Source organism: Arthrobacter sp. Y3222053 (assembly GCF_059092805.1).
Window position 1 is genome coordinate 793,424 of sequence record NZ_JBNHIA010000001.1, and the last position, 22,855, is coordinate 816,278.

The window sequence follows — 22,855 nt, forward strand, 5'->3', positions numbered from 1 at the left end:
AATGCTCGTCGCGTTTTCCGTTGCCCCGTCCGGAACCGGTCCGCTCAGCCCGTCGGGCGGCGGGGACGACGCCTCGGTGCACGACGCCGTGGCCGCCGCCGTCCGGGTCGTCCGGGAATCCGGACTGCCCAACCGCACCGACGCCATGTTCACCACCGTCGAGGGCAGCTGGGAGGAGTGCATGGATGTCGTCCGCCGGGCCACCGAAGCCGTCGGACAATACGGCAGCCGGGTCTCCCTGGTGCTGAAGGCCGACATCCGGCCCGGCCACGAAGGCGAGCTGACCGGCAAGATCGAGCGGCTCGAGGCGGCGCTGGACCGGCAGTAGCACCCCGGCGCACCGGGCCGGCCCGGGCAGGGTGTCAGCGCGAAGCAGAGGGCACGGGCTTACACTGCGGGCATGAATTTCACCGTCCGCCCTGCCGTCCCCGCCGACGCCGCCTCCATCATCCGGGTCCGCCACCAGGGCTGGCAGGAGACCTACGGGCACCTGCTGGCCCCGGAGTTCCTCGCCGCCATGGCGGCCGACATCGAGGCCCATGCACTGCGGGTTGCCGGCAGGATCGCGGAGACCACCGCCGAGGGGCGCACCGCGGACTGGGTCGCCTTCGATGACCGGAACCGGATGATCGGCTTCGCCGCAGCGGGGCCGGCCCGCCCCGAGCACCCCAGGAGCGCCCCCGGGCAGCGGGCGCCCGACCCGGAGGGGCCGCTCCCCGAGGAGGAGCTGTACGCCCTCTATCTGCTGGCGCGGGCGCAGGGCGGCGGCGCCGGACAGGCGCTGCTGGACGAGGCGCTCGGCGGCCGTCCGGCCGTGCTCTGGGTGCTGGAGGACAATCCCCGGGCCCGCGCCTTCTACGAACGCAACGGCTTCCGGCCCGACGGTGCCGCGCTGGCGCAGGGCCCCGAGTGGCAGGGCGCGCGGCAGATTCGGATGGTGCGCCGCTGAGCCCGCCCCCACCCGCACCCCAGCCTGCACCGGCCCGCGGCCCGACGGCGCCGCGCTGGCCTACGCTGGAACCATGATCCTTCCCCTGCCGATTCGCCGTGCCGGCAGCGTCGGCGCCCTCCGCACCTGCTGCTCCGTCGACGATGCCGCCGAGGCGGGACGGCGCTGATGGGCCGGCAGCGCACGGGGCGGTCCGGACGGCAGGAACCGGCTGCGGAGCCGCAGTCCGGGCCGGTCGCCGGAACCTATGAGATCGACACCGGCACCTGCGAGCTGGTGCCGGACCGGTTCAACACCAACGGCTGGGTGCTGATGATCAACGGCGTCCACAGCTCGCACATCGATCTGTCCGCCCCGAAGCTGCTCGAGTTCGAGTACATGCGGTGGATCGCCGCCCTGGTGGAGTCGGAGTGGCCGCCGGAGACCCGGCTGCGCGCCCTGCACCTGGGCGGCGGGGCCTGCTCGCTGGCCCGGGCCTTCGCTGCCACCTATCCGAACGCCCGGCAGGTCGTCGTCGAGCTGGACGGCCGGCTGGCGGAGCTGGTGCGCGGCTGGTTCGATCTGCCGCGTGCCCCGCTGCTGCGGCTGCGGGTGGGGGAGGCCCGCGAAGTGACGGAATCGCTCACGGACAACACCCGGGACCTGATCATCCGGGACGTGTTCGCGGGGGATCGGACGCCGGTGCCCCTGACCACCGGCGAGTTCATGGCGCAGGCGTCCCGGGTGCTCGACGACGGCGGGATCTACGTCGTGAACTGCGGCGACGGGCCGCAGCTGCGCACGGCACGGCGGGAGGCGGCGACGATCGGTGCGGCGTTCCGCTACACCGCGGCCATCGCGGATCCGGCCATGCTCAAGGGCCGGCGGCGCGGCAACATCATCCTGGCCGGCAGTGACCGGCCGTTCGCGCTGGCACCGGGCCTGCCCCGCACCCTGCTGGGTGGCGGGGTACCGGCGCAGCTGTGGGACGACGCGCAGGTGCGCCGCTTCGCGGCAGGCGCCGCTGTGCTGCGCGACGCCGAAGCGGCACCGTGCAGCAGCAGCGGGGAAGACGCCTAGGCGAGCAGCTCGGTGATCGCACCCGCGGAGAAGAACACCACGAAGGCCGCGGCCACCACCCACATCAGCGGGTGGATCTCCCGCGCCCGGCCCTGGGCGGTGCGGATCACGACGTAGGCGATGAAGCCGGCGCCGAGGCCGTTGGCAATGGAGTAGGTGAACGGCATGACCGTGATGGTCAGGAACGCGGGAAGGGCCAGCCCGATGTCGCCCCACTCGATCTTCGAGACCTGCGTGAACATCAGGTAGCCGACGACCACCAGGGCGGGGGCCACGGCTTCGAACGGCACCAGGTAGATCAGCGGCGTCAGGAACATCGCCGCGATGAACAGCAGGCCGGTGACCACGGAGGCCAGGCCGGTCCGGGCGCCCTCACCGATGCCGGTGCCGGACTCCACGAAGATCTGGTTGGAGGAGACGCCGGAGCCGCCGCCGGCCACCGCGCCCGCGGCGTCAACCAGCAGCACACGCTCCACGTTGGGGATGTTGCCGTCCTTGTCAATGGATCCGGCTCCGGTGGCCAGGCCAACCATGGTGCCCATCGCGTCGAAGAAGATGCTCAGCAGGATCACGAAGGCCAGCAGCGACGCGGCGACGCCGCCGAGCGTCTGGAACGCTCCAAACACGTTGGCCTGGCCGATCAGGGACAGGTCCGGCCAGGTCCAGTCCGGCAGGCTCGGGGTGACCAGCGACCAGCCGGTGGCCACGCCGGCGCCCTGCGTTCCCGGGTGGAAGAGGGCTTCGATGGCCAGGGACAGCGCGGTGGCGGCGGCGATGCCGATGAGGATGGCGCCGCGGACCTTGCGGGACATCAGCACGATGGTCAGCAGCAGGCCGAAGAGGAAGACCACAGTGGGCCAGCCGATCAGGTCGCCGTTGATGCCCAGCTGGACGGGGACGGTGGAGTTCGCGGTATCGGGCGTGCGGCGCACGAAACCTGCATTCACCAGGCCGACGATGGTGACGAACAGACCGATGCCCACCACGATGGCCATCTTCAGGCTGGCCGGCACCGCACGGAAAACAGCGGTGCGGAAGCCGGTCAGCACCAGGATGACCATGGCGAGGCCGGCGACGACCACCAGGCCCATCACGTCGGGCCAGGTCAGACCGTCGTTCGCGGCAGCGGTTACGGCGACGAAGGCGTTGACGCCGAGTCCGGTGGCGATGGCGAACGGGTGCTTGGCCCAGACGCCCATGATGATGGTCAGCACGCCGGCCACGAGGGCGGTGGCGGCGGCGATGGCGGGGCCGGGCATGGTGTTGCCCATCGAGTCCTCGCCGCCGAGGATCAGCGGGTTCAGGACCACGATGTAGCTCATGGCGAAGAAGGTGGCCAGGCCGCCGCGGATTTCGGTGGAGACTGAGGAGCCCCGCTTGGATATCTCGAAGTATCGGTCCAGCTTGGAACCCTGTTTGAGCATGGTGCTTCCTCTTGCGATCGTCAGGCGGGGGCGCGGCGGGACACTTCGCCTTTTCGATCTTAAACCCGCCGCGCTGCCCGGCCCTGCAGAATGACGCCTCCCGGCAGGTCACCCGCCGGTTAGGCTGGCCGGGTGAGTAACAAAGCGTCCCGCACCCGTGTCCCCGCTGTTTCGTCCGCCCGGCCGTGGGTGGCGCTTCTGATGCTCCTGGGGGCGGTGCTGTGCGCCGGCCTTGCCGGTGCACCGGCTGCGCAGGCCCACGACGAGCTGACTGGCAGCACCCCTGCGGACGGTGAGGTCCTGGCCGAGGCGCCGGCCCGGGTGGAGCTGACCTTCAGCAACAACCCCGCGGCCATCGGCTCACAGGTGCGGGTCACCGGGCCCGACGGCGCCGAGTGGGCAGACGGGGACGTCGAGGTGCTGAACAACGTGGCCACGCAGCAGCTGCGGACGGGTATGCCTGACGGGGAATATACGGTTCAGTGGCGCGTGGTCTCCTCCGACGCCCATCCGATCGAGGGGAATTTCAGCTTCACCGTGGGCTCCGGCGCGACGTCGGCCCCCGGCGACGGTACTGGCGGCGACGGCGGGGCAGTTGAGGGGACGGCCGATAGCGGCGTCGCGGACGAGGGCGCCGCCGGCGATGGCGTCGCCAATGGCGGCGTTGCCGACGACGGCGCGGCCGAGGAGGCCCCGGGTACCGGGCCGGGCGGCTGGATTCTGGGGATTATCGGTGTGGTCGTGGCGGCAGGCCTGGTGGTTGTCGCGTTGCTGGTCCGCCGCCGGGTCCGCGGACCGGGCGGCAGCTGACCGAGGGTATCCGGCCCGCGGCGCCGACCGGCCGTGGCTGCCGGGCATTCCGGCTTTGTAACAGTCCCGGAACCGGCCCGGGGTTCGGGAGTACGCTGAACATGCAGGCCGCGCAGCGCGGACCGGACCCGATGGCGGGAGGCAGGAACGATGGGCCAGGAACGCTGGGAAGACCACGCCGGTGAACTTGAACCGGCCGGCATCGTGGTGGGAGTTGACGGCTCCGACCAAAGCATCTGCGCCCTGGTGTGGGCCGCCCGGGAAGCGCAGCGCCGGCGGACGCCGCTGCACATCGTGACGGCCTACACGATTCCGATTTTCGCCGCCTCCTCCATGGATGCCGGCTACACCACCTTCGATGACGAGGTGGTGCGTGAGGGCGCGCAGAAGGTGCTCGACGCCGCGGTCGATAGGGTTTCCTCCTACGGCATCGAGGTAGTGCCGCGGTTGGAGACCGGCGACGCCTCCGCCGTGCTGCTGGAGCTCTCGGAGGAGGCGGAGCTGATGGTCGTGGGTTCGCGCGGGCGCGGGGGCTTCGTGGGCCGGCTGCTGGGCTCGGTGTCCAGCGCCCTGCCCGCGCACGCCAAGTGCCCCACGGTCGTAATCCCGCTCCGGACGGCGGGGCGGCTGCAGGACTGCGGCGTCGCCGCCCCTCCCGGGTCCAGCGACCCGCGGGACGTGGAGCAGGTGGTGCTGGTCGGCGTCGACGGTTCCGAGCAGGGCCGCGCGGCGTCCCTGGCCGCGGCCGAGGAGGCCCGGCGGATGGGCCTGCCCCTGCATATCCTCTGTGCGCTGGCGCCGCTGAGCGGCTCGCTGGCCTGGGTTCCCGCGCCCATGGACGTGGAGGCGCTGCATGCGGACATCAACGCCTCGCTGCGCGCGGGGCGGGCCTGGCTGAAGAGCCACTTCCCGGACGTGGAGATGACCGTCGAACTGGTCGACGGCGTGCCCTCCGAGGTGCTGATCCAGCGGTCCGGCGCCGTTGAGCTGATGGTGTTGGGCACCCGCGGGCGCGGCGGCTTCGCCGGGATGCTGCTGGGCTCCACCAGCCAGAACGTGCTCCACCACGCCCGCGGCCCGGTGCTGGTCGTTCCCGACCGGCACGACCCGCGGCTGGAGGACCGGGCCACGTTCGGCTCCATGATGGACGAGTAGGCGCGCAGGACCTGTCCCGCCCGGCCGGCCGCGCTCAGGCGTGCTGGTGGCCTTCGTGGCTGGCGTGCCGGAGCGGTTCGATCTGGAAGGTGCTGTGCTCGGTGTCGAAGTGGCTGCTCAGGCAGCCGGTGAGGCGGTCCAGCACCCGGTCCAGTCCGTCGGCGTGCAGCAGGTCCTCATCGACCACCACGTGCGCGGAGAAGACCGGCATGCCGGAGGTCATGGTCCAGATGTGGATGTCATGCGCGTCGACTACGCCGGGCACCCGCATGATGTGTTCCCGGATGGTTTCCACCTCCACGCCCTGCGGCGTGGCCTGCAGCAGCACGTCGATGACCTCCTTGAGCAGCGACCAGGCGCGCGGCAGGATCATCAGCGCGATCACGATCGAGGCCCAGGAGTCGGCGGCGTGCCAGCCGGTGAGCATGATGACGACGGCGGCCACCACCACCGCGGCGGAGCCCAGCAGGTCTCCGAGCACCTCAAGATAGGCGCCGCGGACATTCAGGCTCTCCCGCCGGCCGGAGTGCAGGATCATCAGGGAGACCAGGTTCGCCAGCCCGCCGACGATCGCGGCGGCGAGCATGAGACCGGTGCCCACCTCGGGCTCCGAGCCCAGCCGCCGGACCGCTTCCACGAAGATCACCACGGCGATGACGATCAGGATGACCGCGTTCGCCAGCGCCGCGAGGACTTCCGCCCGTTGGTAGCCGTAGGTGCGGCGGGTGTTGGCGGGGCGGGTGGCGATCCAGGAGGCGAGCAGGGCGATCGAGACGCCGGCGGCGTCGGACAGCATGTGTCCGGCGTCGGCCAGCAGTGCCAGTGAGCCGGACAGCAGCGCCCCGGCGACCTGGATGAACACCACGGAGAGGGTGATGACGAAGACCGCCAGCAGGCGGCGGCGATGCCGGCCGGTGGCTGTTCCGGCCGCCGGCAGGCCGTGGTTGTGTCCGTGGTGAGCACCCATGGCTTAAGGCTAGCTAGGCCCAGCCGAGTTCATGAAGACGCGCATCGTCGATGCCGAAGTGGTGCGCGACCTCGTGGATGACGGTGATGCGGATTTCGGCGACGAGCTCCTCGCGGCTTTCGCAGAGACGCTGCAGCGGGCCGCGGAAGATGATGATCCGGTCCGGCAGGGACCCGGCGTCCCGCCAGCCGTCCCGCTCGGTCAGCGGGGTGCCTTCGTAGAGGCCGAGCAGTTCCGTTTCCGGGTCTTCATGCGGCGCGGGGACGTACTCGTCTTCGATGAAGACGGCTACGTTGTCCATGGCCTGCGCCAGGTCCGGCGGGATGGAGTCCAGGGCGTCGGTGACGGCGGCCTCGAAGGCGTCTTCGTCCAGTTCTATGGGCACGCTTCCACTCTACGGCGGGCCCGTCGGGAAGCATCGGGCGTGTGGTTTGCGGACGGATTTTGGAATTCGCGAAAGTACCCTCTATAGTTTTAGAGTCCACAACGGAGCGAAACGAACGGGTGCGAGCCCGGATCCGGATCGTCCAGTGTGTTCGGGCCCCCATCGTCTAGCGGCCTAGGACACCGCCCTTTCACGGCGGCGGCACGGGTTCGAATCCCGTTGGGGGTACAACGAGTGGTAATCACACCGGAGAATGTCTGGTAGAGTTGATACTCGTGAAAAGCAAGGCCCTGTAGCGCAGTTGGTTAGCGCGCCGCCCTGTCACGGCGGAGGTCGCGGGTTCAAGTCCCGTCAGGGTCGCTCGGTTTTCCGAAGCGATTTGGAAGATCTCGGTGATCATCATTGATGATGCCAAGGCTCTGTAGCTCAGTTGGTAGAGCGTTCGACTGAAAATCGAAAGGTCACCGGATCGACGCCGGTCGGAGCCACCAGCTAGGAACCCCGGACCCATGGGTCCGGGGTTTTTCTTTGTCCGTACTGCCCGGCCGGGCTGCCTCCCGCACTCTTTTCCCCGCCGCCTCCATAGGGAACCATGTGGAGGCAAGCGAAGGGGAGGTCAATGATGACGGCCGAAGAGCAGTACGAGTGGGAGAACGCCCGCCCGCACACCAGCGAGGACCTGAGCGAAGCCCAATGCTGGTCGCTGCTGCGGGACAGGAGCACCGGACGCGTGGCGTTCCTGGACGATGGGCGGGTCATGGTGTTCCCCGTCAACTACGTTGTGCACGGGAACGCGGTCTATTTCCGCACTTCGGAGGACGGCTTCCTCGGGGCGGCGGGGGCCGCGCCGCGCAACGCGTCGTTCCAGATCGACGGGCACGACAGCGACCAGATGGCCGGCTGGTCCGTCCTGGTGAGCGGACAGGCCGGCCGGGTTGCCGATGAACTGCTGCTGACCCAGCTGTGGGGGCGCCGGATGGCGGAGCCGTGGGGCGGCGGCCGCCGCGACGTCTTCGTCGGGATTGACCCCCGGACCATCAGCGGCCGGCGCGTTGGCCGACCCTGACCGTACTGCCCCAACCGCCCTGCCCAGCGTGGGCCGCAACGGCTAGGCTGGCCGTATGGACCAGCCAAGCACCCCCAGCGTCCCTGATCCCCATGCCGGCCGGCAGCCCGGGCCGGCGGCCAACCGGCCCGAGGCCACCGGAGGGCAGCCTGCCGCCGGCCAGGGCATGGCCGGCCGCTCACAGGGCCGTCCCGGCCCCTCCGCCGCCGGGACTCCGGGAAGCGGAACCGGCGTGCCTGTTGAGGCGGCCGCACCTGCGGGCGCGACGCCGGCCCCCGCGCCGCCCATCCATGTTGTGCTGGATATCAGTCCGGACGACATCGGCGGCAGGACTGTCATCGGTGAGCAGGCCGTCGCCCGGGTGGCGGCAGTCGCGGCACGGTCGGTCGACGGGGTCTATGCTCTCGGGTCCGGTGGCTCACGGGCGCTGGGCGCGGTTCGGGAAGCGGTGGGCGGCTCGGGGGGCACGCAGGGTGTTTCCGCCGAGGTGGGAGAAACGGAGGCGGCGATCGACGTCACGCTCGTAGCGGTGTACGGAGTGTCCCTGCTCCGGGTCGCGGACGAGGTGCGGGCAGCGGTCTACGCCGCCGTCGAGCAGGTCGCCGGACTGAGCGTCGTGGAAGTCAACGTCACGGTGGCGGACGTGCACCTGCCCGACACGACGGAATCCAGGCCCGAGCGTCCCGCCGGGGCGACCGCCGTCGAGCAGGACGGGTAGCGCGATGCCGTCCGGAACGGGCCCGGGGGATAGATTGGCAGGAGCGCATGTGGCCCGAAACGAAGTGGAAGTGAGGCGGCGAACCATGAGCCCGACGATTGTGGGAATGCTGACCGGCGCCGTGCTGGCCTTCACGGCCCTGGTGTTCGATTTCCGTGGCTTCCTTCTGATGGCCCTCTTCCTGGCCGTCGGCGCCCTGCTCGGTCGTGCCGCCGAAGGCAAGGTCGACTTTCGCGTGGTCCGGGACGCGCTGACCGGACGGCGCTCCTCGTCATGACCGCCGTGGCTCCGCCGCGGGCCGCCGTGACCCTGCCGCCCCTGGCCGGCCGCACCCGCATCAGCACGCAGGCTTTGTCGAGTACGGCGGCCGCTGCCGCCGCTGAGTTCTTTGGAGTGGCCCCGCAGCTGATCCGGGTGACCTGGTCCGACGACCGGGGCCTGCTGGCGTTGTCGATCTCCCTGCCGATTCCTGTACAGCCGCTGCAGAAGCTGGTCCGCCGCCCGGACCTCGCCGGGCCCGGACAAACGGTGCTGGAACGGGCAAGCGCCGCCAAGCCCGTCCTGCGGAGCCGGGTCACGGAGCTGACCGGTTCGATCGTCTCCCGGGTGGATATCCGCATTACCGGCGTCAGGGTGCAGGAAGGAGCACGGGTCCGATGACCGAGGCGCGTCCCGCTTCCGCAGATCATTCCGCTTCCGGGCTGTCCGCAGAGCTGGGAGTTGCCGCCGGATCTGAAGACCCGCCTCTGGATGCGCAGACTTCGGCGCTGACGGCCCGCATCGTCCGGCGGGAGACGCACTCGCCGCGAACTGCGGCGTCGATCGTCGCCGCTGTCCTTGGACTGTTGTTCTGCCTGTATGTGCTCCTTGAAGCGATGCTCCAGGCGCTGGGACAGGACGAGTGGCTCCTGGACCCGCCCGCCATCGGACAGTGGCTGGCGGACCTGCCGTCGGCCGACCCGCTGGTCGTGGGCCTGGTCGGAGTGATCGCCGTGATCCTGGGAATCTGGTTCCTGCTGCAGGGCCTGCTGCCGGGCCACCGGGCCCGCTACGCGCTGCCCAACCCGCGCGCCGCCGTCGTCGTCGATGCGGAAGTGCTGGCGGCGTCGTTGGCCCGGCGTGCCCGGATCACGGCCGGGGTCAGCCAGGAACAGGTCCTCGTGACGGTCGGACGCGGGACCGTCGAGGTCTCCATCCGCCCGACGTCGGGTATTCCGGTGGATGCCGGCGCCGTCCGCCGGGCCGTGAAGGATGAGCTGCTGCTGACGAACCTGGAACCCCAGCCGCAGGTCACCGTGCAGGTGGCCGCGATCGGGGCGATCGGGCAATGACGGGACGACAGCTGAGCACGGGGCGGCACACGGGCACGACGGGACGGCACACGGGCACGGGGCGGCACATGGCGGCGGGACAGCCAGCGAGGAGGAAAGCGTGAATCAGACTCCGCGGGCGCTGAACCGGACGCTGCTGGCCCTGCTGGGTCTCCTGCTGCTGGCCGCCGGTGCGGTGCTGGTGCTGATCAGCACGTCCAGTGCCGCTGCCGAGGCCTGGCGCCGGGCGACCGGGAATGTCCTGTCAGGCCTGGAACGTGTTTTTGCCGGGACGAGTATGCCGGGTGAGGGGCCAAGCTGGCTCTGGGCGCTGCTGGTGCTGCTGATGCTGGGCGTCATCGTGCTGCTGGCGGTTTGGATGTCGCTGCAGGGCCGCGGCCGCACAGGCACTCTCGTCTCTGTGTACAGCGTGGACGAGGGGGCCCCGGGCCGGGTGAGCATCAGCGGTGCGGTGGCCGAGCAGGCGCTGCGTGAGGCGCTGCTGCAGGACCCGGACGTCGTGGGTGCAGCAGTGAGCACGTGGAGCATGCCGGGCGGAGGCACCGCCCTCAAGGTGCGGATCCAACCGCGGCAGGGCGCGGCCCCGCACCTCGTGGCCGCCGATGCCACCCATTTGGTGGAGGCGCTGGACCTTACCCTGGGCGGCAGCCGGCAACCCGTTTTGGTCAGCATCGAGGCGGGTTCGCGCTTCCGGCTCGGACGCGAGGACCGCGTCCGCTGACAGCAGCGCTGCGCGGCCGTGTCGGCGGCCGCCCGGGAAGCGCCCCGGCTGGGTTTGTGCTGGTCAGAAGGGGCAGCCCGCCATCGGGTCCTCGTTCGCCCTCTCTTTATCCGCCCCCGGCTCTTCATCCATTCCCGGCCAGCCCCTTCCCAGGGCAGCGACCGCATCGACGGCGGATTGTGAATCGACGGCAGATTGTGAAGGACGGAGCTGGGGGCTTGTGACGTAGGTGCGTCCGGCCGGGCTGGTCCACCGGATGGTGCCGCCGCCTGCCTGGGCCGCCCGCCAGTACCCCAGAGTCTTGAGGCGGTGATGGCTGCGGCACAGATGGGCCAGGTTGGCCTCTTCGGTGAGCCCTCCCGCAGCCCAGGGGTGGGTGTGGTCGATCTCCGAGCTCCTGGCCGAACGGCTGCATCCGGGGAAACGGCAGGTGCCGTCTCTGGCCTGCAGCCACCGCTTGAGTTCGGCGGGTACCTTTCGGCGTCGTCGGACGTCAGCGACAGCGCCCGACCGGTCCAGCGCGAGTCCGGTGATTCCCGCTGCCTCCGCAACAAGCCTGCGGGCCGTCTGCGCGCTGATGGGGCCGTATCCGTTCAGCTCCGCCGGGTTCTCGTCCAGCCCGGCCAGCGTATCGGCGCTGATCAGGACCATCACCTCGGTCCTGAGACCGCCGGCCGCGGTATCCGGCCTGCCCGGCATTTCCGGCCTGCCCGGCCCGCCGGAGGCTGCTGCTGCGCCGGGGGCGTGGACAGGAGTCCCCGGCGCGTGGACAGGGGTCCCCGCTAGGAGCGAGACCAGAATGTCCGCCCGGAGCTGGTTTAGGAGACGGGGGTCGCCGGCCTGCTGTTCTCCGCGGGCCGCGACTGTCAGTGCGTCAAAGATGCCTGTGCCCTGGTCCGCCGCCAGGTAGGCGGAGAGCATGCACATGCCGTGCGGGGCCGGATCGAGGAAAACGCCTCGTTTGACCAACCGTTCCTGATGGCGCTGCTCGGCGGTACAAGGGTCGGCTTCCTCCCGCAGCCGTCTGGCCAGGCGGCGAAGCTGGGCAACCGTCTTTTCCTCGGCAGCAGGAATCAGCCTGGCTTCCAGCTCCCGCGCGACCGGTGACTCCAGTCCCTCGGTGAACTCGGTGACGACCTGGGCGTGCCGGAAGCTGAAGCGGCCGTTTTCGAGGGCCTGCAGCGTGGCGGTGCATCGTCCGTGGAGGGCTTCGGCGTCGCGGACCAGGGCGAGTGCGGTCACCTCGGGGACACGGAGCAGCGCGCCGATCTCCGCGGCGCAGAGCCGTTCTGCGGTCAGTCGGCGGCTGGCTTCATCCAGCTGGCTGCGGCGTGCCGGGGCCTCCCCCTCGGGGGCAGGGCGGCCGCGGCGGATGGATCCGAGCAGGCTGCACGAGGTTCGGTACACCAGGTGCATCTGTTGGGCCGAGGCCCAGGCTTCGAGCCGCGCCAGGGCGGCGAGGCCGGCCAGGGACTGGTCCAGCGTGACGGTGGAGGCATCGGCGGCCACCATTCCCGCCACGCTGGCGCAAGCCGCAACGGGCCAGGGAAGCTCACGGAGATCGGGAGCAGGCCAGGAGCCGGGGACGCCGCCGCGTCCGAGCGGCCCGGGGCCATCGGGAGGGTATTCGGGAGGCTTTTCCATGGCTTAATTCCATGCCCCGCCACTGACACTTTTGGCCCGTTCCGGGGACTGTCCACATAAGTGGTTAAGACCCGAAACCAGGTATCTGACCGGCAGCTGCCGGAGCGGCGCTGCCGCCGCCCCGCCGGTCCCGGCCGCTGGCGGCCCCCGCCGGCCGTGCCTAGGACGCCCGCGCGAGCTGCCGGATGGGAATCCACCGTCCGGCCAGCCGCCGGTAGGCCGCAGCGGCGCCCGTCATGTCGCCGTCGGCCAGCGCCTCGATGCCCATCCGCACGTCGGACGGCGAGTCGTCGGGGAACACCAGGTCCGCCACCGGGCCATAATCCAGTTCGACGACGGCGCGCGGGGAGAACACCTCCAGCCAGGTCGCCAGCTCGGTCAGCTCGTCGAGCAGGTCCAGCTCCGGGGCTGCCAGTGCCAGGGCCGCGGCGGTCTGCCGGGCACGGTGTACGGCCTGCTGGATGGGTGCGCTGATCCGTACCGTCAGCACCCGGCCGTCGTCCTCCACCACTTCGGTGTGGTCCTCCTCGTGCAGCAGCACGAACCAGCCGAAGGGCACGCCCCACGTGGCGGAGCGGGTATGCAGCTTCGCGAGGGAATCCGCGAACCGGTCCGGGTCCATGCGGTCCGCGTGCGCCTGCCGCGCCACTTCCGGGACCAGCACGTCCACCAGCGGCCCCCGGATTGTCTCGCCCAGGGACTCCGCCGCCAGCGAGGTGCGCACCGCCAGCTGGTTGGGGCAGTACAGCCGCTGCGGGACGCCGTCGGGCCCGGGATGGTTCAGTACCCGCACCAGGTCGGTGCCGCCATGCGGGAAGGGATCGGACACGGTGCGCACGAGCCGCCGCATCGCCCCGGTGCGTTCCAGGTCCTCGGTCTCGTGGCGGGCGCGGGAGCGCTGCTCGAGGATGGCCAGCTGCTGGTCGTCGTCGAACGCGTCAAGCGGCTCGTAGACCCGCAGATGCGAGACGTACGGAAACGTGCGGATCGCGGCTGCGGGCTGCGGGCCGGCCATCGGCTAGTCCAGCTCCACGATCACCGGCGCGTGGTCGGAGGCGCCCTTGCCCTTGCGCTCCTCACGGTCGATCACCGCCCCGGTGACCGATTCGGCCAGGGCCGGGGAGCCCAGCACGAAGTCGATGCGCATGCCCTCCCGCTTGGGGAAGCGCAGCTGGGTGTAGTCCCAGTAGGTGTAAACGCCCGGACCGGGGGTGTACGGGCGCACGACGTCGGTGAACCCGGCGTCGAGGAAGGCCTGGAAGGCGGCGCGTTCCGGCTCGGTGATGTGGGTGGCGTTCTGGGCGCGGAACCAGTCGATGTCCCAGACGTCCTCGTCCTGCGGGGCAATGTTCCAGTCACCCATCAGCGCCAGCTTCAGCGACGGATCGGCGGCCACCCAGGCGGACGCCTCCTCCTTGAGGACCTTCAGCCACTCCAGCTTGTACGGCATGTGCGGATCGCCCACCGCGCGGCCGTTGGGCACGTACAGGCTCCAGACCCGCACCCCGCCGCAGGTCGCGCCGATGGCGCGGGCCTCCGCAGCCGTGGTCGCCTCGGTCTTGCCGAAGTGCGGCTGGTTGGGGAAGGTGCGCTCGACGTCGTCCAGCCCCACCCGGGAGGCGATCGCGACGCCGTTCCACTGGCTGAGCCCGAAGTGCGCCACTTCGTAGCCGTTGTTTTCGAACAGCTCCCAGGGGAAGTTCTCGTCCTTCGCCTTGGTTTCCTGGATGGCCAGCACGTCGACGTCGGAGCGGCGCAGCCACGCCTCCACCCGGTCGGCACGGGCACGGATCGAGTTCACATTCCAGGTAGCAATCTTCACCCTTGCTACGTTACCGAATTCGGCCGGGCACTCCTACGGCGCCTGCGCCCGGCCGAATCCGTGTTGCCGCCAGCGGCGGGCGGCTCAGGCCTGCTTCCACCAGGTGTCGGTGATGGTGACCGGGGTGGTGCGCTTGTGCCGGGTCATCAGGAACCGCTTCTCGATGGCCTCTGCGGCCTCTTCGGGCACCTCGCGGCCTTCGACGTAGTCGTCGATCCGGTCGTAGCTGATGCCCAGTTCGGTCTCGTCGGTCTGGCCGGGGTTCTCGTCCAGCAGGTCCGCGGTCGGGGCCTTCGACACCAGGCGCTCGGGCGCGCCCAGCTCGGCGAGCAGCTGCCGGTTCTGCCGCTTGTCCAGGCCGAAGAGCGGCAGGATGTCCGCGCCGCCGTCGCCGTATTTGGTGAAGAAACCGGTCACGGACTCCGCGCCGTGGTCGGTGCCGACGACGAGCAGGTTGCGTTCACCGGCGACCGCGTACTGGGCAGTCATGCGCACCCGGGCCTTGATGTTGCCCTTGTTGAAGTCGCTGATCTTCCCGCCGGCCATCTCACGGTAGGCGTCTTCGAAGCCGTCCACCGCCGGACCGACGTTGTAGACCCAGGAGACGTCGGGGCCGATGAATTCCAGCGCCGCCTGGGCGTCCTCCTCATCGTGCTGGGTCCGGTAGGGCAGGCGCAGCGCCACGAACTCGGCCTCGTGCCCCACCTCCCGCAGCTCCTCGGCCGCCAGCTGGGCCAGCTTGCCGGCCAGCGTCGAATCCAGCCCGCCGCTGATGCCCAGCACAAAGCCCTTGGTGTGCGAGGCGAGCAGGTACTCCTTCAGGAACTCCACCCGGCGGCGAACCTCCGCGGCGGCGTCGATCTCGGGGCTGACGCCCATTTCAGCTGTGATTTCGGCTTGTAGTTCGCGCATGTGGCCCACCCTATCCAACCGGCCCGCAGCTGCGGAGCAGTATTTCCGCGGCAGGGACACCATGGGGGACAACGGAGACCGCGGACGACGACGGCGGGGCAGTCACACAGGCGCCCCGGCCCGGTCCGCCCGGCCCGCCGCGGCTAGGATTGAAGCATGACGACGCCGAGCCGTACCGCCACCCGCGCCCGCCTGCTGGAACTGATCGGAGACCTTGCCGTGGTCCGCGGAAAGGTGACCCTGTCCAGCGGCGCGGAGGCCGACTATTACATCGACCTGCGCCGGGTCACCCTGCACCATGAGGCCTCGGCCCTGGTCGGCGAGGCCATGCTCGAAATGCTCGACGACGCAGGGATCGAGTTCGCCGCCGCGGGCGGGCTGACCATGGGCGCGGACCCGGTGGGCACCGCCGTCATGCACGCCGCGCACCGCTCCGGCCGGGCCGTTGACGCGTTCGTTGTCCGCAAGGCGCAGAAGTCCTACGGCATGGGCCGCCAGGTGGAGGGCCCCGACGTCGCCGGCCGTCCCGTGGTGGTCCTGGAGGACACCTCCACCACCGGCGGATCGGCGCTGACCGCCGTCGAGGGCGTGCGGAACGCCGGCGGCGACGTGCGCGCGGTGGCGGTCATCGTGGACCGGGACACCGGAGCCAAGGAACGCATCGAAGCCGAAGCAGGCGTGCCGTACCTGGCCCTGTTCGGCAAGGACGAACTCGGGCTCGACTAGCCCGCAGCCGCCGACGCACCCTCCCGCCGGACGGCGGCCCGGCACGGGGAAGCCATGACCCACGACCCAGCCGAGTACCTGCGTCGGGCCGCTGACCTCAAGCGGTTCTCCCGGCGGCAGTTCCTCGCGGGCTCCGTGCTGGGCGCGGCCCTGGCCGCCGACCTCGGCGTCACCCGGCTCATCCAGCGCCAGCGGGACGAAATGGAGATCCTGCGGGTGCGCGACGACGCCGCGGAGCGCCGCTTCCCCGCCGCCGGCTGGTTCCTCTTCCCCGGCTACAAGACCAGCTGGGAGGAAGCGGTCTGGATCCTCAACTCGCTGCGCCCGGCCCTGGCCGCCAGGGGCCGGATGGCCGCCGTCGGCTACTCCAACCGCGGCCTGGACCCGGCGGAGATCACCGCCGCCGTCTACCGGTACATCCGCAACCACCAGCTGCGCCGCGTCTACTTTTACGGGCACAGCTTCGGCGGGATGCTGGCCGTGCAGGTGGCCGCGGCCCTGCGCGAGCGCGGCGTGGCGGTGGAGTTCATCCTGCTCGACTCCTCCCCGTGCACCCGGCAGGACGTGCTGGACCGGCGGATGTTCGAGGGCGTGGTCTTCCTGTACGACGCCGGCTACCGGATTCCCAGCGTGCTGCGCGGCGGCTATGAGCTGGGCGAGCGGATCGTGAACCGCAATGAACGCTCCTGGCAGACCGTGCTGGACCAGACCCTCGAGCAGCTGTCTCCGCTCGCCCCCTCCAGCGTGCTGATCCAGTCGGAGTCCTCGTACATCTACCACTTCGATCCGCTGCGGTTCAACGGAGGGCTGGGGGAGACCCGGATGGCGTTCATCGGCAACCCGGACGACGAAACGGTGAACTACGCCGAGGCCCGCAACCGCTGGAAGGACCTGTTTCCGCAGAACCTGGTCAGCAACGACCTCGTCACCGAGGGGGCCCGGCCCGCCCACGCCAGCCCGCAGTGGAACCCGCGGATCTACCAGCGCACGGTCTCGGAGGTGCTGCGCCGGTTCTCCCCGGCGCCGCTCGGCGGCGGCCGGAAGGTCGTGTACTAGATCGTCGGGATCAGGTCCGCCACCGAGTCCACGATCTGCGTGGGCCGGAACGAATAGGCGTTCACGTCCTCGCGCTGCGTGATGCCGGTCAGCACCAGGACCGTGCGCAGGCCCGCCTCGATGCCGGCGATGATGTCGGTGTCCATCCGGTCACCGATCATCGCGGTGGTGTCCGAGTGCGCGTCGATCTTCTTCATCGCCGAACGGAACATCATCGGGTTCGGCTTGCCGATGACGTAGGGCTCGCGCTTCGTCGCGGCGGTGATCAGCGCGGCGATGGCCCCGGTGGCCGGCAGCGGCCCCTCCGCGGACGGGCCGGTGACGTCGGGGTTCGTGGAGATGAAGCGGGCGCCGTCCAGGATCAGCCGGATGGCCTTGGTGATGGTGCCGAACGAATAGGTGCGGGTCTCGCCGAGCACCACGTAGTCGGGGTTGGTGTCGGTGAGGATCAGCCCCGCCTCATGCAGCGCCGTCGTCAGCCCCGCCTCACCGACCACAAAGGCACGCCCGGGCGTGGGGGAGCCGGCCAGCTGGTCCTTCAGGAACTCCGCCGTGGCGAGCGCCGACGTCCACAGGTTCTCCTCCGGCACCTCCAGCCCGCTGGCCCGCAGCCGGGCCGCGAGGTCCCGCGGCGTGTAAATGGAGTTGTTGGTCAGAACCAGGAACCGCTTGGAGGTCGCCACCCAGCGTTCAATGAGTTCCGCGGCGCCCGGAATCGGATGATTCTCATGGACCAGGACGCCGTCCATGTCCGTCAGCCAGCATTCGATGCCTTCGTTTTCGCCCATGTCCGACCCTTTCCTCGACAGGTGTTGGCCTTCACAGCGGCGCGCTGCGCCGGTGCTTCACAGCTTAGGCTGGAACGGTGACCGAACGTGCACCTGCCCCCCAGCCTGCGGCTTCCGCAGCCGAACCTGTCGAGCCCGTGGAGCCCGACGCCGGTGCCTCCGCCGTGCCGTCCGCGCCGGTCGGGGTGGGGCCCTGGGAGGGGCCCTGGCCCGAAGGCGACCACTGGGACCCGGAGCTGCTGGCCGGCGGCGACAGCCGCAACGTGGCCGATCAGTACCGGTACTGGAAGCATGACGCGATCGTCGCCGACCTGGACACCCGCCGGCATCCCTTCCATGTGGCGATCGAAAACTGGCAGCACGACTTCAACATCGGCACCGTGGTCCGCACCGCCAACGCCTTCCTGGCCAAGGAGGTGCACATCATCGGACGACGCCGGTGGAACCGGCGCGGGGCGATGGTCACCGACCGCTACCAGCACGTGCGCCACCACCCGAGCGTGGAGGACTTCACCGCCTGGGCCCGCAGCGAGGGCCTGACCGTGATCGGCATCGACAACTTCCCCGATTCGGTGCCGCTGGAAACCTACGAGCTGCCCGAAAACTGCGTCCTGGTGTTCGGCCAGGAGGGTCCCGGGCTCAGCCCGGAGGTGCACGCGGCGGCCGAGGCCACGCTGTCCATTGCGCAGTTCGGCTCCACCCGTTCCATCAACGCCGGGTCCGCGGCCGCCGTCGCCATGCATGCCTGGGTCCGCCGCCACGTGTTCGGGCAGAAGACCGGCGGCTGAGCGCAGCACTCCCTGCTGTGCGGAGGTCACATATGGCTAGGATGGGAGGAGTTGTTCAGGGCACACGCCCGCCGGATACCGACCTTCAATGAGGAGTCAGCATGCCTATTGCAACCCCTGAGATCTATGCCGAGATGATCGACAAGGCAAAGGCCGGCGGTTTCGCCTATCCGGCCGTGAACGTCACCTCCTCGCAGACCCTCAACGCCGCGCTGCAGGGCTTCGCCGACGCCGGATCCGACGGCATCGTGCAGGTCTCCACCGGCGGCGCCGCCTACTGGTCCGGCGCCGGGGTCAAGAACATGGTCACCGGCTCGCTGGCCTTCGCCGCCTACGCGAAGGAAGTGGCCAAGAGCTACAACGTGAACATCGCGCTGCACACCGACCACTGCCCCAAGGACAAGCTGGACGACTTCGTGCTGCCGCTGCTGGCCGCCTCCGAAGAGGCCGTCAAGCGCGGCGAGGATCCGCTGTTCAACTCCCACATGTGGGACGGCTCCGCCGAAACCCTGCAGGAGAACCTGCGCATCGCCAAGGACCTGCTGGCCCGCACCTCCGCCGCGAAGATGATCCTCGAGGTGGAGATCGGCACCGTCGGCGGTGAAGAGGACGGCGTGGAGAACGCGATCAACGACAAGCTCTACACCACCGAGCAGGACGCGATGGCCACCATCGAGGCCCTGGGCGACGGCAGCGAGGGCCGCTACATCACCGCCCTGACCTTCGGCAACGTGCACGGCGTATACAAGCCGGGCGGCGTGAAGCTGCGCCCCGAGATCCTCAAGGACATCCAGGACGCCGTCGGGCAGCGGATCGGCAAGGAGCGCCCGTTCGACCTGGTCTTCCACGGCGGCTCCGGCTCCTCCGCGCAGGAGATCGCCGACGCCGTGTCCTACGGCGTGATCAAGATGAACATCGACACCGACACCCAGTACGCCTACACCCGCCCGGTGGCGGACCACATGTTCCGCAACTACGACGGCGTCCTGAAGGTTGACGGGGAGGTCGGCAACAAGAAGCAGTACGACCCGCGCGTCTGGGGCGCCTCCGCCGAAAAGGGCATGGCTGCCCGCGTCGTTGAGGCCGCCGAGCGACTCGGTTCCGCCGGAAAGGCCGTCTAGGGATGTCTGACGCCTTCCGCACCAACCTGCTCGGCCCCGAGCCCACCTACCTGCCCGAGGAACCCGAGGTCGTCGCCCGGCTGGCAGCAGGCGACGAGCCGGTCGACCTGGCCGCGAAGCACCCCACCTCCTCCCAGATCTGGGCCGCCCTGGCGGACGAGGCCTTTGAAGAGGGACGCAACGTGGAGTCCTACGCCTATGCACGCGTGGGCTACCACCGCGGACTGGATGCCCTGCGCCGTGCCGGGTGGCGCGGCGCCGGACCGATCCCCTGGGAGCACGTGCCCAACCGCGGGTTCCTCCGCTCGCTGTACGCCCTCGGCCGGGCCGCCGGCGCGATCGGCGAGGCCGACGAGGTCGAGCGCATCCGCACCTTCCTCAACGAATCCGATCCGCAGGCGAAGGCCGCGATCGAGAACGGCGAAGGCTAGGTCTTCAGACGCATAAGGGGGCCGCGGGCAACAGCCCGTCGGCCCCCTTTCGCGTCCCGCCCGGCTCTTCCCTTTCGTCTCCGCGTGAATATGCGGCGCCCGACAGCCGGGCGGTGTGAGGCGTTTTCCTTTTCGGCCTTGTGCTGAAGTGGGTTTGGCCTGCATCTGCGTGGGCCGGCTCGGTTTTCCGACGCCTCTATCCGCAATGTAATTTCCCGAAGTTCCGTTTTCCGGTGTTCACCAAAAGTTGCGGCTCTTGATCATTGGCTGCTCATCGCACGTGTTGTGATTTCATCTATTGTTAATTTCATGTTTTATCCGCCTGCTGCGGACGAACGGCTAAAGCTGCAGGGTGCGCTCCCGTTCGACGGCCCAGTGCCTTGCCTGGATTCCTGCGGCAGCCTCAGCATGCGGGCCGAGCCCCATGCGGCCGGCTGTTTCGTGGATCTGGTGCAGGGTCAGGTGCTGGGCGCAGCGGCTGACCCCGGACTTGTCCGCGCGGTAGAGGTAACGGTCGATGGCCCGCTGCCACCGGCGTCGCCAGTTGTAGACGGATCGCTCCGACGCAGCGGCCAGCATCACCGCGTGGTCCTGGTTCAGCTGGGAGGCGATGTTGCGGTGGAAGATGCGGCTGGCATGCCCGCTGGTCGGCGCCACCCGCCGCAGCGCGGCGTCCAGGTGGGTGTCCCAGAAGAAGTCCCAAGACACCCGGCGCCGATCGGGCCAGGCGGTGGACCGTGGGCCGCGCATCATGGCTTCCGCCGCGTCGAACATCAGCAGCGCCAGCAGGGCGCGCCGCGTGGCGGGGGTGGTGAACCGCCCCACGGCCCACAGCGAGAGGTCTGAGGAGAGTTCGAAGACCTCCTCGGCCAGGGCCAGCCCGTCGGGCCCGCCGAGCCTGAAGAGCAGGGCCGCCTCATCGCCGGAGGACTCGGCGGCAACCGTGCCGGGGGCACCCTGATAGGTCTTGACCGCCGTCTCCGGCCGGCCGAGCTCGGCGTCGGTCTGGTCCAGCAGGGCGGCGAGGAAGCCGGTGAGCCGGCGGCCGGAGTCCCGGGTGCCGGCGAACTGGGTTTCCAGGACCACCCCCTGGCGCTGGGGGCGCCTGGAGAAATGCCAGCAGTGGGACTGCCACTGCCGGGCCTGGGCGGCCAGGGGAGTCAGCAGCAGCGAGCAGGCGCGGTCCGCCTCCGTATCCCCCGGGACGCGGGTCGTGATGACGGTGCGCGTCACCTCTCCACCATCGGAGATCCTTCCACCGCGGACTTGTGCGTGCGTTGTCAGGCTCATGTCGCTCCTTGCAAGGGGTGAGTGTGGCTGGGGTGCAATGAGGTAGCGGACGGCTCAGGCTTGTATATTCCAGATTGCGATCGCCAAGCAAGGGTCACGGGTCCTGATCGGTGCAGTTTCGGCCGAATCGACCAAAAAAACAGCGCACGCTACTCATGCTGTTGGGTCGCTGCTACGCTTGTCGGTTCCCACGGCCTGCGAACCGGGCCCGAAATGCGCCGGCCCGGGCCGGGAAAAGGGGGCAGGTAAACGCGGTTACTGACATCGGTGTAATTATTTCCTGCCCGCCGGATTTGTCTTTCCTGCGGTAATTCGCCTGATTTTGCCCGGAGCGCTGGCGACGCGCCGGGTCATCCTCCTACGGTGTCCAGCGAAGCGCCGGCCGCGGGCACTCCTTTCCCTCCTGATCGGCCTCCGGCCGGCGCCTTCACCTCCGGCGGAATCACCGTCCCCGGTCCGGTCAGCCTGCGCTCGAGGCGGCCAGCGTCGCATAGACGACGTAGTTGTCCCGGAACTCTCCGCTGTTCCGGTCGAAGCCGTCACAGGTGATCAGCCGCAGTTCGGGGCCGGCGGTATTGCCGTAGACGGCTGCGGTGGGAAATTCGTCCTTCGCATACTGTTCCGCGCGCTGCACCGTAAAGACCGCTGTGCTTCCGTCCTCCCGGAGCACTTCCACGGCGTCACCGGCCTGCAGCCGGCGCAGGTCCGCGAAGACGCCCGGGCCGCCGCCGATGGCGTTCACATGGCCCAGCAGGACCGCCGGCCCCGTTTCACCCGGCGTCGGCGAATGGAGGTACCAGCCGGCCGGTGAGCCTGGGTCCCCGGGCGGCACCTCCAGCGTGCGTTCCGCCGTCAGGCCGAGCCGCAGCAGGTCGCTGCGCACTCCGAGCGTGGGCAGGTTCAGCGACACAGGATCCGACTCCGGCAGCGGGGCGGGCAAAGCCGGTCCGGCAGGGTCGGCAGGCTCAGTCACCGGGGGCGGCGTCTCCTGTCCGCCGCCGCTTTCCGCCCCGGCACCCTGTGAGGGGGCGTAGGTGGTGGCTCCCGCCGTCGGGGCGCCACTGACTGCCCCCGGGCCCGCACATCCGGCGAGGAGCAGGAAGGCAGCCGCTGCAGCCGCCGAAAGACGGCTGCAGCGGCTGGTGACTCCGCTCATCGCTGTCCGTTCACAGCGCGCCTCAACCCTGCAGGGCGCGGTGTCGACGGACGGCATACGTTCCACCGGCCGCAGTGGCCAGGACCAGCCCTCCGCCGAGGGCGATGACCCCGGCGCCGGCCTGCTGCGGTTCCTCCGTGATGCCGGTGCCGGCCCCGCCGGTGGGAACCTTGCTCACGTGGGGAGTTGGAGGAACCGTGGGCGGTGTCGGTTCTGCCGGTGGCCACTGGATTGTGGGCTGGCTGGGATCGTCGCAGCCGAGGCCGTCCATGTCGCGATCCAGGTGCGTGCCGTAGCTGGGATGGTTGGATGGGATGTTGTAGAAACCGGCCGCCGCTGCAGCGTCACAGTTCTCGAAGGGTGCCGGATACGAAAGGGCCGGTACATCGGCTGCAAGTGCCGGAGCGGCCGACAGAACGGTAAAGCCGGCAGCTGCCGCCAGGGATAGGCCTGCAATGCGCTTGTTCATGGTGTCCCTCTTCTCTTGGGGGTGTGGAGGGTGCCCGGCGGAGCCGGACGGACAGAACAGTAGCCAC

At 69.8% G+C, this 22,855-nt stretch carries 27 protein-coding genes and 3 tRNA genes; 19 read left to right on the plus strand and 11 right to left on the minus strand.

The window, feature by feature from the left end; translation table 11 throughout:
- Position 1 precedes the first annotated feature (1 nt).
- The 3 genes from AC5RUW_RS03780 to AC5RUW_RS03790 all read left to right on the plus strand — a co-directional run bounded on the left by AC5RUW_RS03780 (position 2) and on the right by AC5RUW_RS03790 (position 2,008).
- Positions 2-328, plus strand: coding sequence for a thiamine-binding protein (locus tag AC5RUW_RS03780; protein WP_494159449.1), 327 nt, complete (start codon positions 2-4; stop codon positions 326-328).
- 72 nt (positions 329-400) lie between these two features.
- Positions 401-949 (plus strand): GNAT family N-acetyltransferase, encoded by a 549-nt coding sequence (locus AC5RUW_RS03785; RefSeq protein WP_494159450.1) that lies wholly within the window; start codon positions 401-403, stop codon positions 947-949.
- 168 nt (positions 950-1,117) lie between these two features.
- Entirely contained in the window at positions 1,118-2,008 is an 891-nt protein-coding gene (locus tag AC5RUW_RS03790; RefSeq protein WP_494159451.1) for a spermidine synthase, read from the plus strand.
- Here AC5RUW_RS03790 and AC5RUW_RS03795 read toward each other — a convergent pair.
- Positions 2,005-3,432 carry an NCS2 family permease gene (locus AC5RUW_RS03795; protein ID WP_494159452.1) on the minus strand — a complete coding sequence of 476 codons (1,428 nt, stop codon included), beginning with the start codon at positions 3,430-3,432 and terminating at the stop codon, positions 2,005-2,007. The genes AC5RUW_RS03790 and AC5RUW_RS03795 overlap by 4 nt on opposite strands.
- Before the next feature lie 132 nt (positions 3,433-3,564).
- On the opposite strand from AC5RUW_RS03795, the gene AC5RUW_RS03800 reads away from it, so the two are divergent.
- Both AC5RUW_RS03800 and AC5RUW_RS03805 read left to right on the plus strand, forming a co-directional pair.
- Entirely contained in the window at positions 3,565-4,242 is a 678-nt protein-coding gene (locus AC5RUW_RS03800; RefSeq protein ID WP_494159453.1) for a copper resistance CopC family protein, read from the plus strand.
- Between the two features lie 150 nt (positions 4,243-4,392).
- Positions 4,393-5,397 (plus strand): universal stress protein, encoded by a 1,005-nt coding sequence (locus tag AC5RUW_RS03805; RefSeq protein ID WP_494159454.1) that lies wholly within the window; start codon positions 4,393-4,395, stop codon positions 5,395-5,397.
- Between the two features lie 34 nt (positions 5,398-5,431).
- Here AC5RUW_RS03805 and AC5RUW_RS03810 read toward each other — a convergent pair whose 3' ends face one another.
- Together AC5RUW_RS03810 and AC5RUW_RS03815 are read right to left on the minus strand one after the other, a co-directional pair.
- Entirely contained in the window at positions 5,432-6,364 is a 933-nt protein-coding gene (locus tag AC5RUW_RS03810) for a cation diffusion facilitator family transporter (RefSeq protein WP_494159455.1), read from the minus strand.
- A gap of 13 nt (positions 6,365-6,377) precedes the next feature.
- Entirely contained in the window at positions 6,378-6,749 is a 372-nt protein-coding gene (locus tag AC5RUW_RS03815; RefSeq protein ID WP_494159456.1) for a metallopeptidase family protein, read from the minus strand.
- 155 nt (positions 6,750-6,904) lie between these two features.
- On the opposite strand from AC5RUW_RS03815, the gene AC5RUW_RS03820 reads away from it, so the two are divergent.
- The 9 genes from AC5RUW_RS03820 (at position 6,905) to AC5RUW_RS03860 (ending at position 10,585) form a co-directional block, all read left to right on the plus strand.
- Positions 6,905-6,977: transfer RNA gene (locus tag AC5RUW_RS03820), tRNA-Glu, on the plus strand.
- A gap of 58 nt (positions 6,978-7,035) precedes the next feature.
- Positions 7,036-7,109: transfer RNA gene (locus tag AC5RUW_RS03825), tRNA-Asp, on the plus strand.
- 55 nt (positions 7,110-7,164) lie between these two features.
- Positions 7,165-7,240 (plus strand) — tRNA-Phe (locus tag AC5RUW_RS03830).
- A 128-nt stretch (positions 7,241-7,368) separates the two neighbouring features.
- Positions 7,369-7,815 (plus strand): pyridoxamine 5'-phosphate oxidase family protein, encoded by a 447-nt coding sequence (locus AC5RUW_RS03835; RefSeq protein ID WP_494159457.1) that lies wholly within the window; start codon positions 7,369-7,371, stop codon positions 7,813-7,815.
- A 55-nt stretch (positions 7,816-7,870) separates the two neighbouring features.
- The gene (locus AC5RUW_RS03840; protein ID WP_494159458.1) at positions 7,871-8,533 is read left to right on the plus strand and encodes an Asp23/Gls24 family envelope stress response protein; all 663 of its coding nucleotides are present in this window, start codon (positions 7,871-7,873) and stop codon (positions 8,531-8,533) included.
- A gap of 85 nt (positions 8,534-8,618) precedes the next feature.
- Positions 8,619-8,810 carry a hypothetical protein gene (locus tag AC5RUW_RS03845; protein ID WP_494006512.1) on the plus strand — a complete coding sequence of 64 codons (192 nt, stop codon included), beginning with the start codon at positions 8,619-8,621 and terminating at the stop codon, positions 8,808-8,810.
- Positions 8,807-9,193 (plus strand): hypothetical protein, encoded by a 387-nt coding sequence (locus AC5RUW_RS03850; RefSeq protein ID WP_494159459.1) that lies wholly within the window; start codon positions 8,807-8,809, stop codon positions 9,191-9,193. The genes AC5RUW_RS03845 and AC5RUW_RS03850 overlap by 4 nt, the downstream gene beginning before the upstream one ends.
- On the plus strand, positions 9,190-9,864 hold the full coding sequence (locus AC5RUW_RS03855) for a DUF6286 domain-containing protein (protein ID WP_494159460.1): 675 nt from the start codon (positions 9,190-9,192) through the stop codon (positions 9,862-9,864). Before AC5RUW_RS03850 ends, AC5RUW_RS03855 begins: the two co-directional genes overlap by 4 nt.
- Before the next feature lie 100 nt (positions 9,865-9,964).
- Entirely contained in the window at positions 9,965-10,585 is a 621-nt protein-coding gene (locus AC5RUW_RS03860) for a hypothetical protein (RefSeq protein WP_494159461.1), read from the plus strand.
- Between the two features lie 63 nt (positions 10,586-10,648).
- On the opposite strand, the gene AC5RUW_RS03865 is transcribed toward AC5RUW_RS03860, so the two are convergent.
- The 4 genes from AC5RUW_RS03865 to nadE form a co-directional block, all read right to left on the minus strand.
- Positions 10,649-12,097, minus strand: coding sequence for an HNH endonuclease signature motif containing protein (locus AC5RUW_RS03865; protein WP_494159462.1), 1,449 nt, complete (start codon positions 12,095-12,097; stop codon positions 10,649-10,651).
- A gap of 292 nt (positions 12,098-12,389) precedes the next feature.
- Positions 12,390-13,244, minus strand: coding sequence for a DUF8083 family protein (locus tag AC5RUW_RS03870; RefSeq protein WP_494159463.1), 855 nt, complete (start codon positions 13,242-13,244; stop codon positions 12,390-12,392).
- A 3-nt stretch (positions 13,245-13,247) separates the two neighbouring features.
- A complete protein-coding gene (locus AC5RUW_RS03875; protein WP_494159464.1) occupies positions 13,248-14,051 on the minus strand; it encodes an exodeoxyribonuclease III in 804 nt (267 codons plus the stop codon).
- 84 nt (positions 14,052-14,135) lie between these two features.
- Positions 14,136-14,963, minus strand: coding sequence for an NAD(+) synthase (gene nadE / locus AC5RUW_RS03880; protein ID WP_494159465.1), 828 nt, complete (start codon positions 14,961-14,963; stop codon positions 14,136-14,138).
- Between the two features lie 156 nt (positions 14,964-15,119).
- On the opposite strand from nadE, the gene pyrE reads away from it, so the two are divergent.
- Both pyrE and AC5RUW_RS03890 read left to right on the plus strand, forming a co-directional pair.
- Positions 15,120-15,689, plus strand: coding sequence for an orotate phosphoribosyltransferase (gene pyrE, locus AC5RUW_RS03885; protein ID WP_494159466.1), 570 nt, complete (start codon positions 15,120-15,122; stop codon positions 15,687-15,689).
- A gap of 54 nt (positions 15,690-15,743) precedes the next feature.
- Complete coding sequence (locus AC5RUW_RS03890) at positions 15,744-16,745, plus strand: alpha/beta fold hydrolase (RefSeq protein ID WP_494159467.1); 1,002 nt, start codon at positions 15,744-15,746, stop codon at positions 16,743-16,745.
- Here the strand turns inward: AC5RUW_RS03890 and AC5RUW_RS03895 are convergent.
- On the minus strand, positions 16,742-17,533 hold the full coding sequence (locus tag AC5RUW_RS03895; RefSeq protein ID WP_494159468.1) for an HAD-IIA family hydrolase: 792 nt from the start codon (positions 17,531-17,533) through the stop codon (positions 16,742-16,744). The two genes, AC5RUW_RS03890 and AC5RUW_RS03895, sit on opposite strands and share 4 nt — an antisense overlap.
- A 137-nt stretch (positions 17,534-17,670) precedes the next feature.
- Between AC5RUW_RS03895 and AC5RUW_RS03900 the strand changes: the two genes are divergently transcribed.
- From AC5RUW_RS03900 to AC5RUW_RS03910, 3 genes are all read left to right on the plus strand, one after another.
- Positions 17,671-18,321 (plus strand): TrmH family RNA methyltransferase, encoded by a 651-nt coding sequence (locus AC5RUW_RS03900; protein ID WP_494159562.1) that lies wholly within the window; start codon positions 17,671-17,673, stop codon positions 18,319-18,321.
- A gap of 101 nt (positions 18,322-18,422) precedes the next feature.
- On the plus strand, positions 18,423-19,442 hold the full coding sequence (gene fbaA, locus AC5RUW_RS03905; protein ID WP_494159469.1) for a class II fructose-bisphosphate aldolase: 1,020 nt from the start codon (positions 18,423-18,425) through the stop codon (positions 19,440-19,442).
- Positions 19,443-19,444: 2 nt separating this feature from the next.
- A complete protein-coding gene (locus tag AC5RUW_RS03910) occupies positions 19,445-19,873 on the plus strand; it encodes a DUF3151 domain-containing protein (protein ID WP_494159470.1) in 429 nt (142 codons plus the stop codon).
- Positions 19,874-20,212: 339 nt separating this feature from the next.
- Here AC5RUW_RS03910 and AC5RUW_RS03915 read toward each other — a convergent pair whose 3' ends face one another.
- From AC5RUW_RS03915 to AC5RUW_RS03925, 3 genes are all read right to left on the minus strand, one after another.
- Positions 20,213-21,163 carry a lantibiotic dehydratase C-terminal domain-containing protein gene (locus AC5RUW_RS03915; RefSeq protein WP_494159471.1) on the minus strand — a complete coding sequence of 317 codons (951 nt, stop codon included), beginning with the start codon at positions 21,161-21,163 and terminating at the stop codon, positions 20,213-20,215.
- A 460-nt stretch (positions 21,164-21,623) separates the two neighbouring features.
- The gene (locus AC5RUW_RS03920; protein ID WP_494159472.1) at positions 21,624-22,136 is read right to left on the minus strand and encodes a class F sortase; all 513 of its coding nucleotides are present in this window, start codon (positions 22,134-22,136) and stop codon (positions 21,624-21,626) included.
- Between the two features lie 205 nt (positions 22,137-22,341).
- Positions 22,342-22,788: an excalibur calcium-binding domain-containing protein gene (locus tag AC5RUW_RS03925; protein WP_494159473.1), complete on the minus strand. Its 447-nt coding sequence runs from the start codon at positions 22,786-22,788 to the stop codon at positions 22,342-22,344.
- Positions 22,789-22,855: the final 67 nt, after the last annotated feature.

What these genes read in the sequence shown, in the direction of transcription:
- AC5RUW_RS03780 (WP_494159449.1), top strand. Translation starts at nt 2, where the DNA reads ATGCTCGTCGCGTTTTCCGTTGCCCCGTCCGGAACCGGTCCGCTCAGC.
- AC5RUW_RS03785 (WP_494159450.1), top strand. Translation starts at nt 401, where the DNA reads ATGAATTTCACCGTCCGCCCTGCCGTCCCCGCCGACGCCGCCTCCATC.
- AC5RUW_RS03790 (WP_494159451.1), top strand. Translation starts at nt 1,118, where the DNA reads ATGGGCCGGCAGCGCACGGGGCGGTCCGGACGGCAGGAACCGGCTGCG.
- AC5RUW_RS03795 (WP_494159452.1), bottom strand. Translation starts at nt 3,432, where the DNA reads ATGCTCAAACAGGGTTCCAAGCTGGACCGATACTTCGAGATATCCAAG.
- AC5RUW_RS03805 (WP_494159454.1), top strand. Translation starts at nt 4,393, where the DNA reads ATGGGCCAGGAACGCTGGGAAGACCACGCCGGTGAACTTGAACCGGCC.
- AC5RUW_RS03810 (WP_494159455.1), bottom strand. Translation starts at nt 6,364, where the DNA reads ATGGGTGCTCACCACGGACACAACCACGGCCTGCCGGCGGCCGGAACA.
- AC5RUW_RS03835 (WP_494159457.1), top strand. Translation starts at nt 7,369, where the DNA reads ATGATGACGGCCGAAGAGCAGTACGAGTGGGAGAACGCCCGCCCGCAC.
- AC5RUW_RS03840 (WP_494159458.1), top strand. Translation starts at nt 7,871, where the DNA reads ATGGACCAGCCAAGCACCCCCAGCGTCCCTGATCCCCATGCCGGCCGG.
- AC5RUW_RS03845 (WP_494006512.1), top strand. Translation starts at nt 8,619, where the DNA reads ATGAGCCCGACGATTGTGGGAATGCTGACCGGCGCCGTGCTGGCCTTC.
- AC5RUW_RS03850 (WP_494159459.1), top strand. Translation starts at nt 8,807, where the DNA reads ATGACCGCCGTGGCTCCGCCGCGGGCCGCCGTGACCCTGCCGCCCCTG.
- AC5RUW_RS03855 (WP_494159460.1), top strand. Translation starts at nt 9,190, where the DNA reads ATGACCGAGGCGCGTCCCGCTTCCGCAGATCATTCCGCTTCCGGGCTG.
- AC5RUW_RS03865 (WP_494159462.1), bottom strand. Translation starts at nt 12,097, where the DNA reads ATGGTGGCCGCCGATGCCTCCACCGTCACGCTGGACCAGTCCCTGGCC.
- AC5RUW_RS03870 (WP_494159463.1), bottom strand. Translation starts at nt 13,244, where the DNA reads ATGGCCGGCCCGCAGCCCGCAGCCGCGATCCGCACGTTTCCGTACGTC.
- nadE (WP_494159465.1), bottom strand. Translation starts at nt 14,963, where the DNA reads ATGCGCGAACTACAAGCCGAAATCACAGCTGAAATGGGCGTCAGCCCC.
- pyrE (WP_494159466.1), top strand. Translation starts at nt 15,120, where the DNA reads ATGACGACGCCGAGCCGTACCGCCACCCGCGCCCGCCTGCTGGAACTG.
- AC5RUW_RS03890 (WP_494159467.1), top strand. Translation starts at nt 15,744, where the DNA reads ATGACCCACGACCCAGCCGAGTACCTGCGTCGGGCCGCTGACCTCAAG.
- AC5RUW_RS03895 (WP_494159468.1), bottom strand. Translation starts at nt 17,533, where the DNA reads ATGGGCGAAAACGAAGGCATCGAATGCTGGCTGACGGACATGGACGGC.
- fbaA (WP_494159469.1), top strand. Translation starts at nt 18,423, where the DNA reads ATGCCTATTGCAACCCCTGAGATCTATGCCGAGATGATCGACAAGGCA.
- AC5RUW_RS03910 (WP_494159470.1), top strand. Translation starts at nt 19,445, where the DNA reads ATGTCTGACGCCTTCCGCACCAACCTGCTCGGCCCCGAGCCCACCTAC.
- AC5RUW_RS03915 (WP_494159471.1), bottom strand. Translation starts at nt 21,163, where the DNA reads ATGAGCCTGACAACGCACGCACAAGTCCGCGGTGGAAGGATCTCCGAT.
- AC5RUW_RS03925 (WP_494159473.1), bottom strand. Translation starts at nt 22,788, where the DNA reads ATGAACAAGCGCATTGCAGGCCTATCCCTGGCGGCAGCTGCCGGCTTT.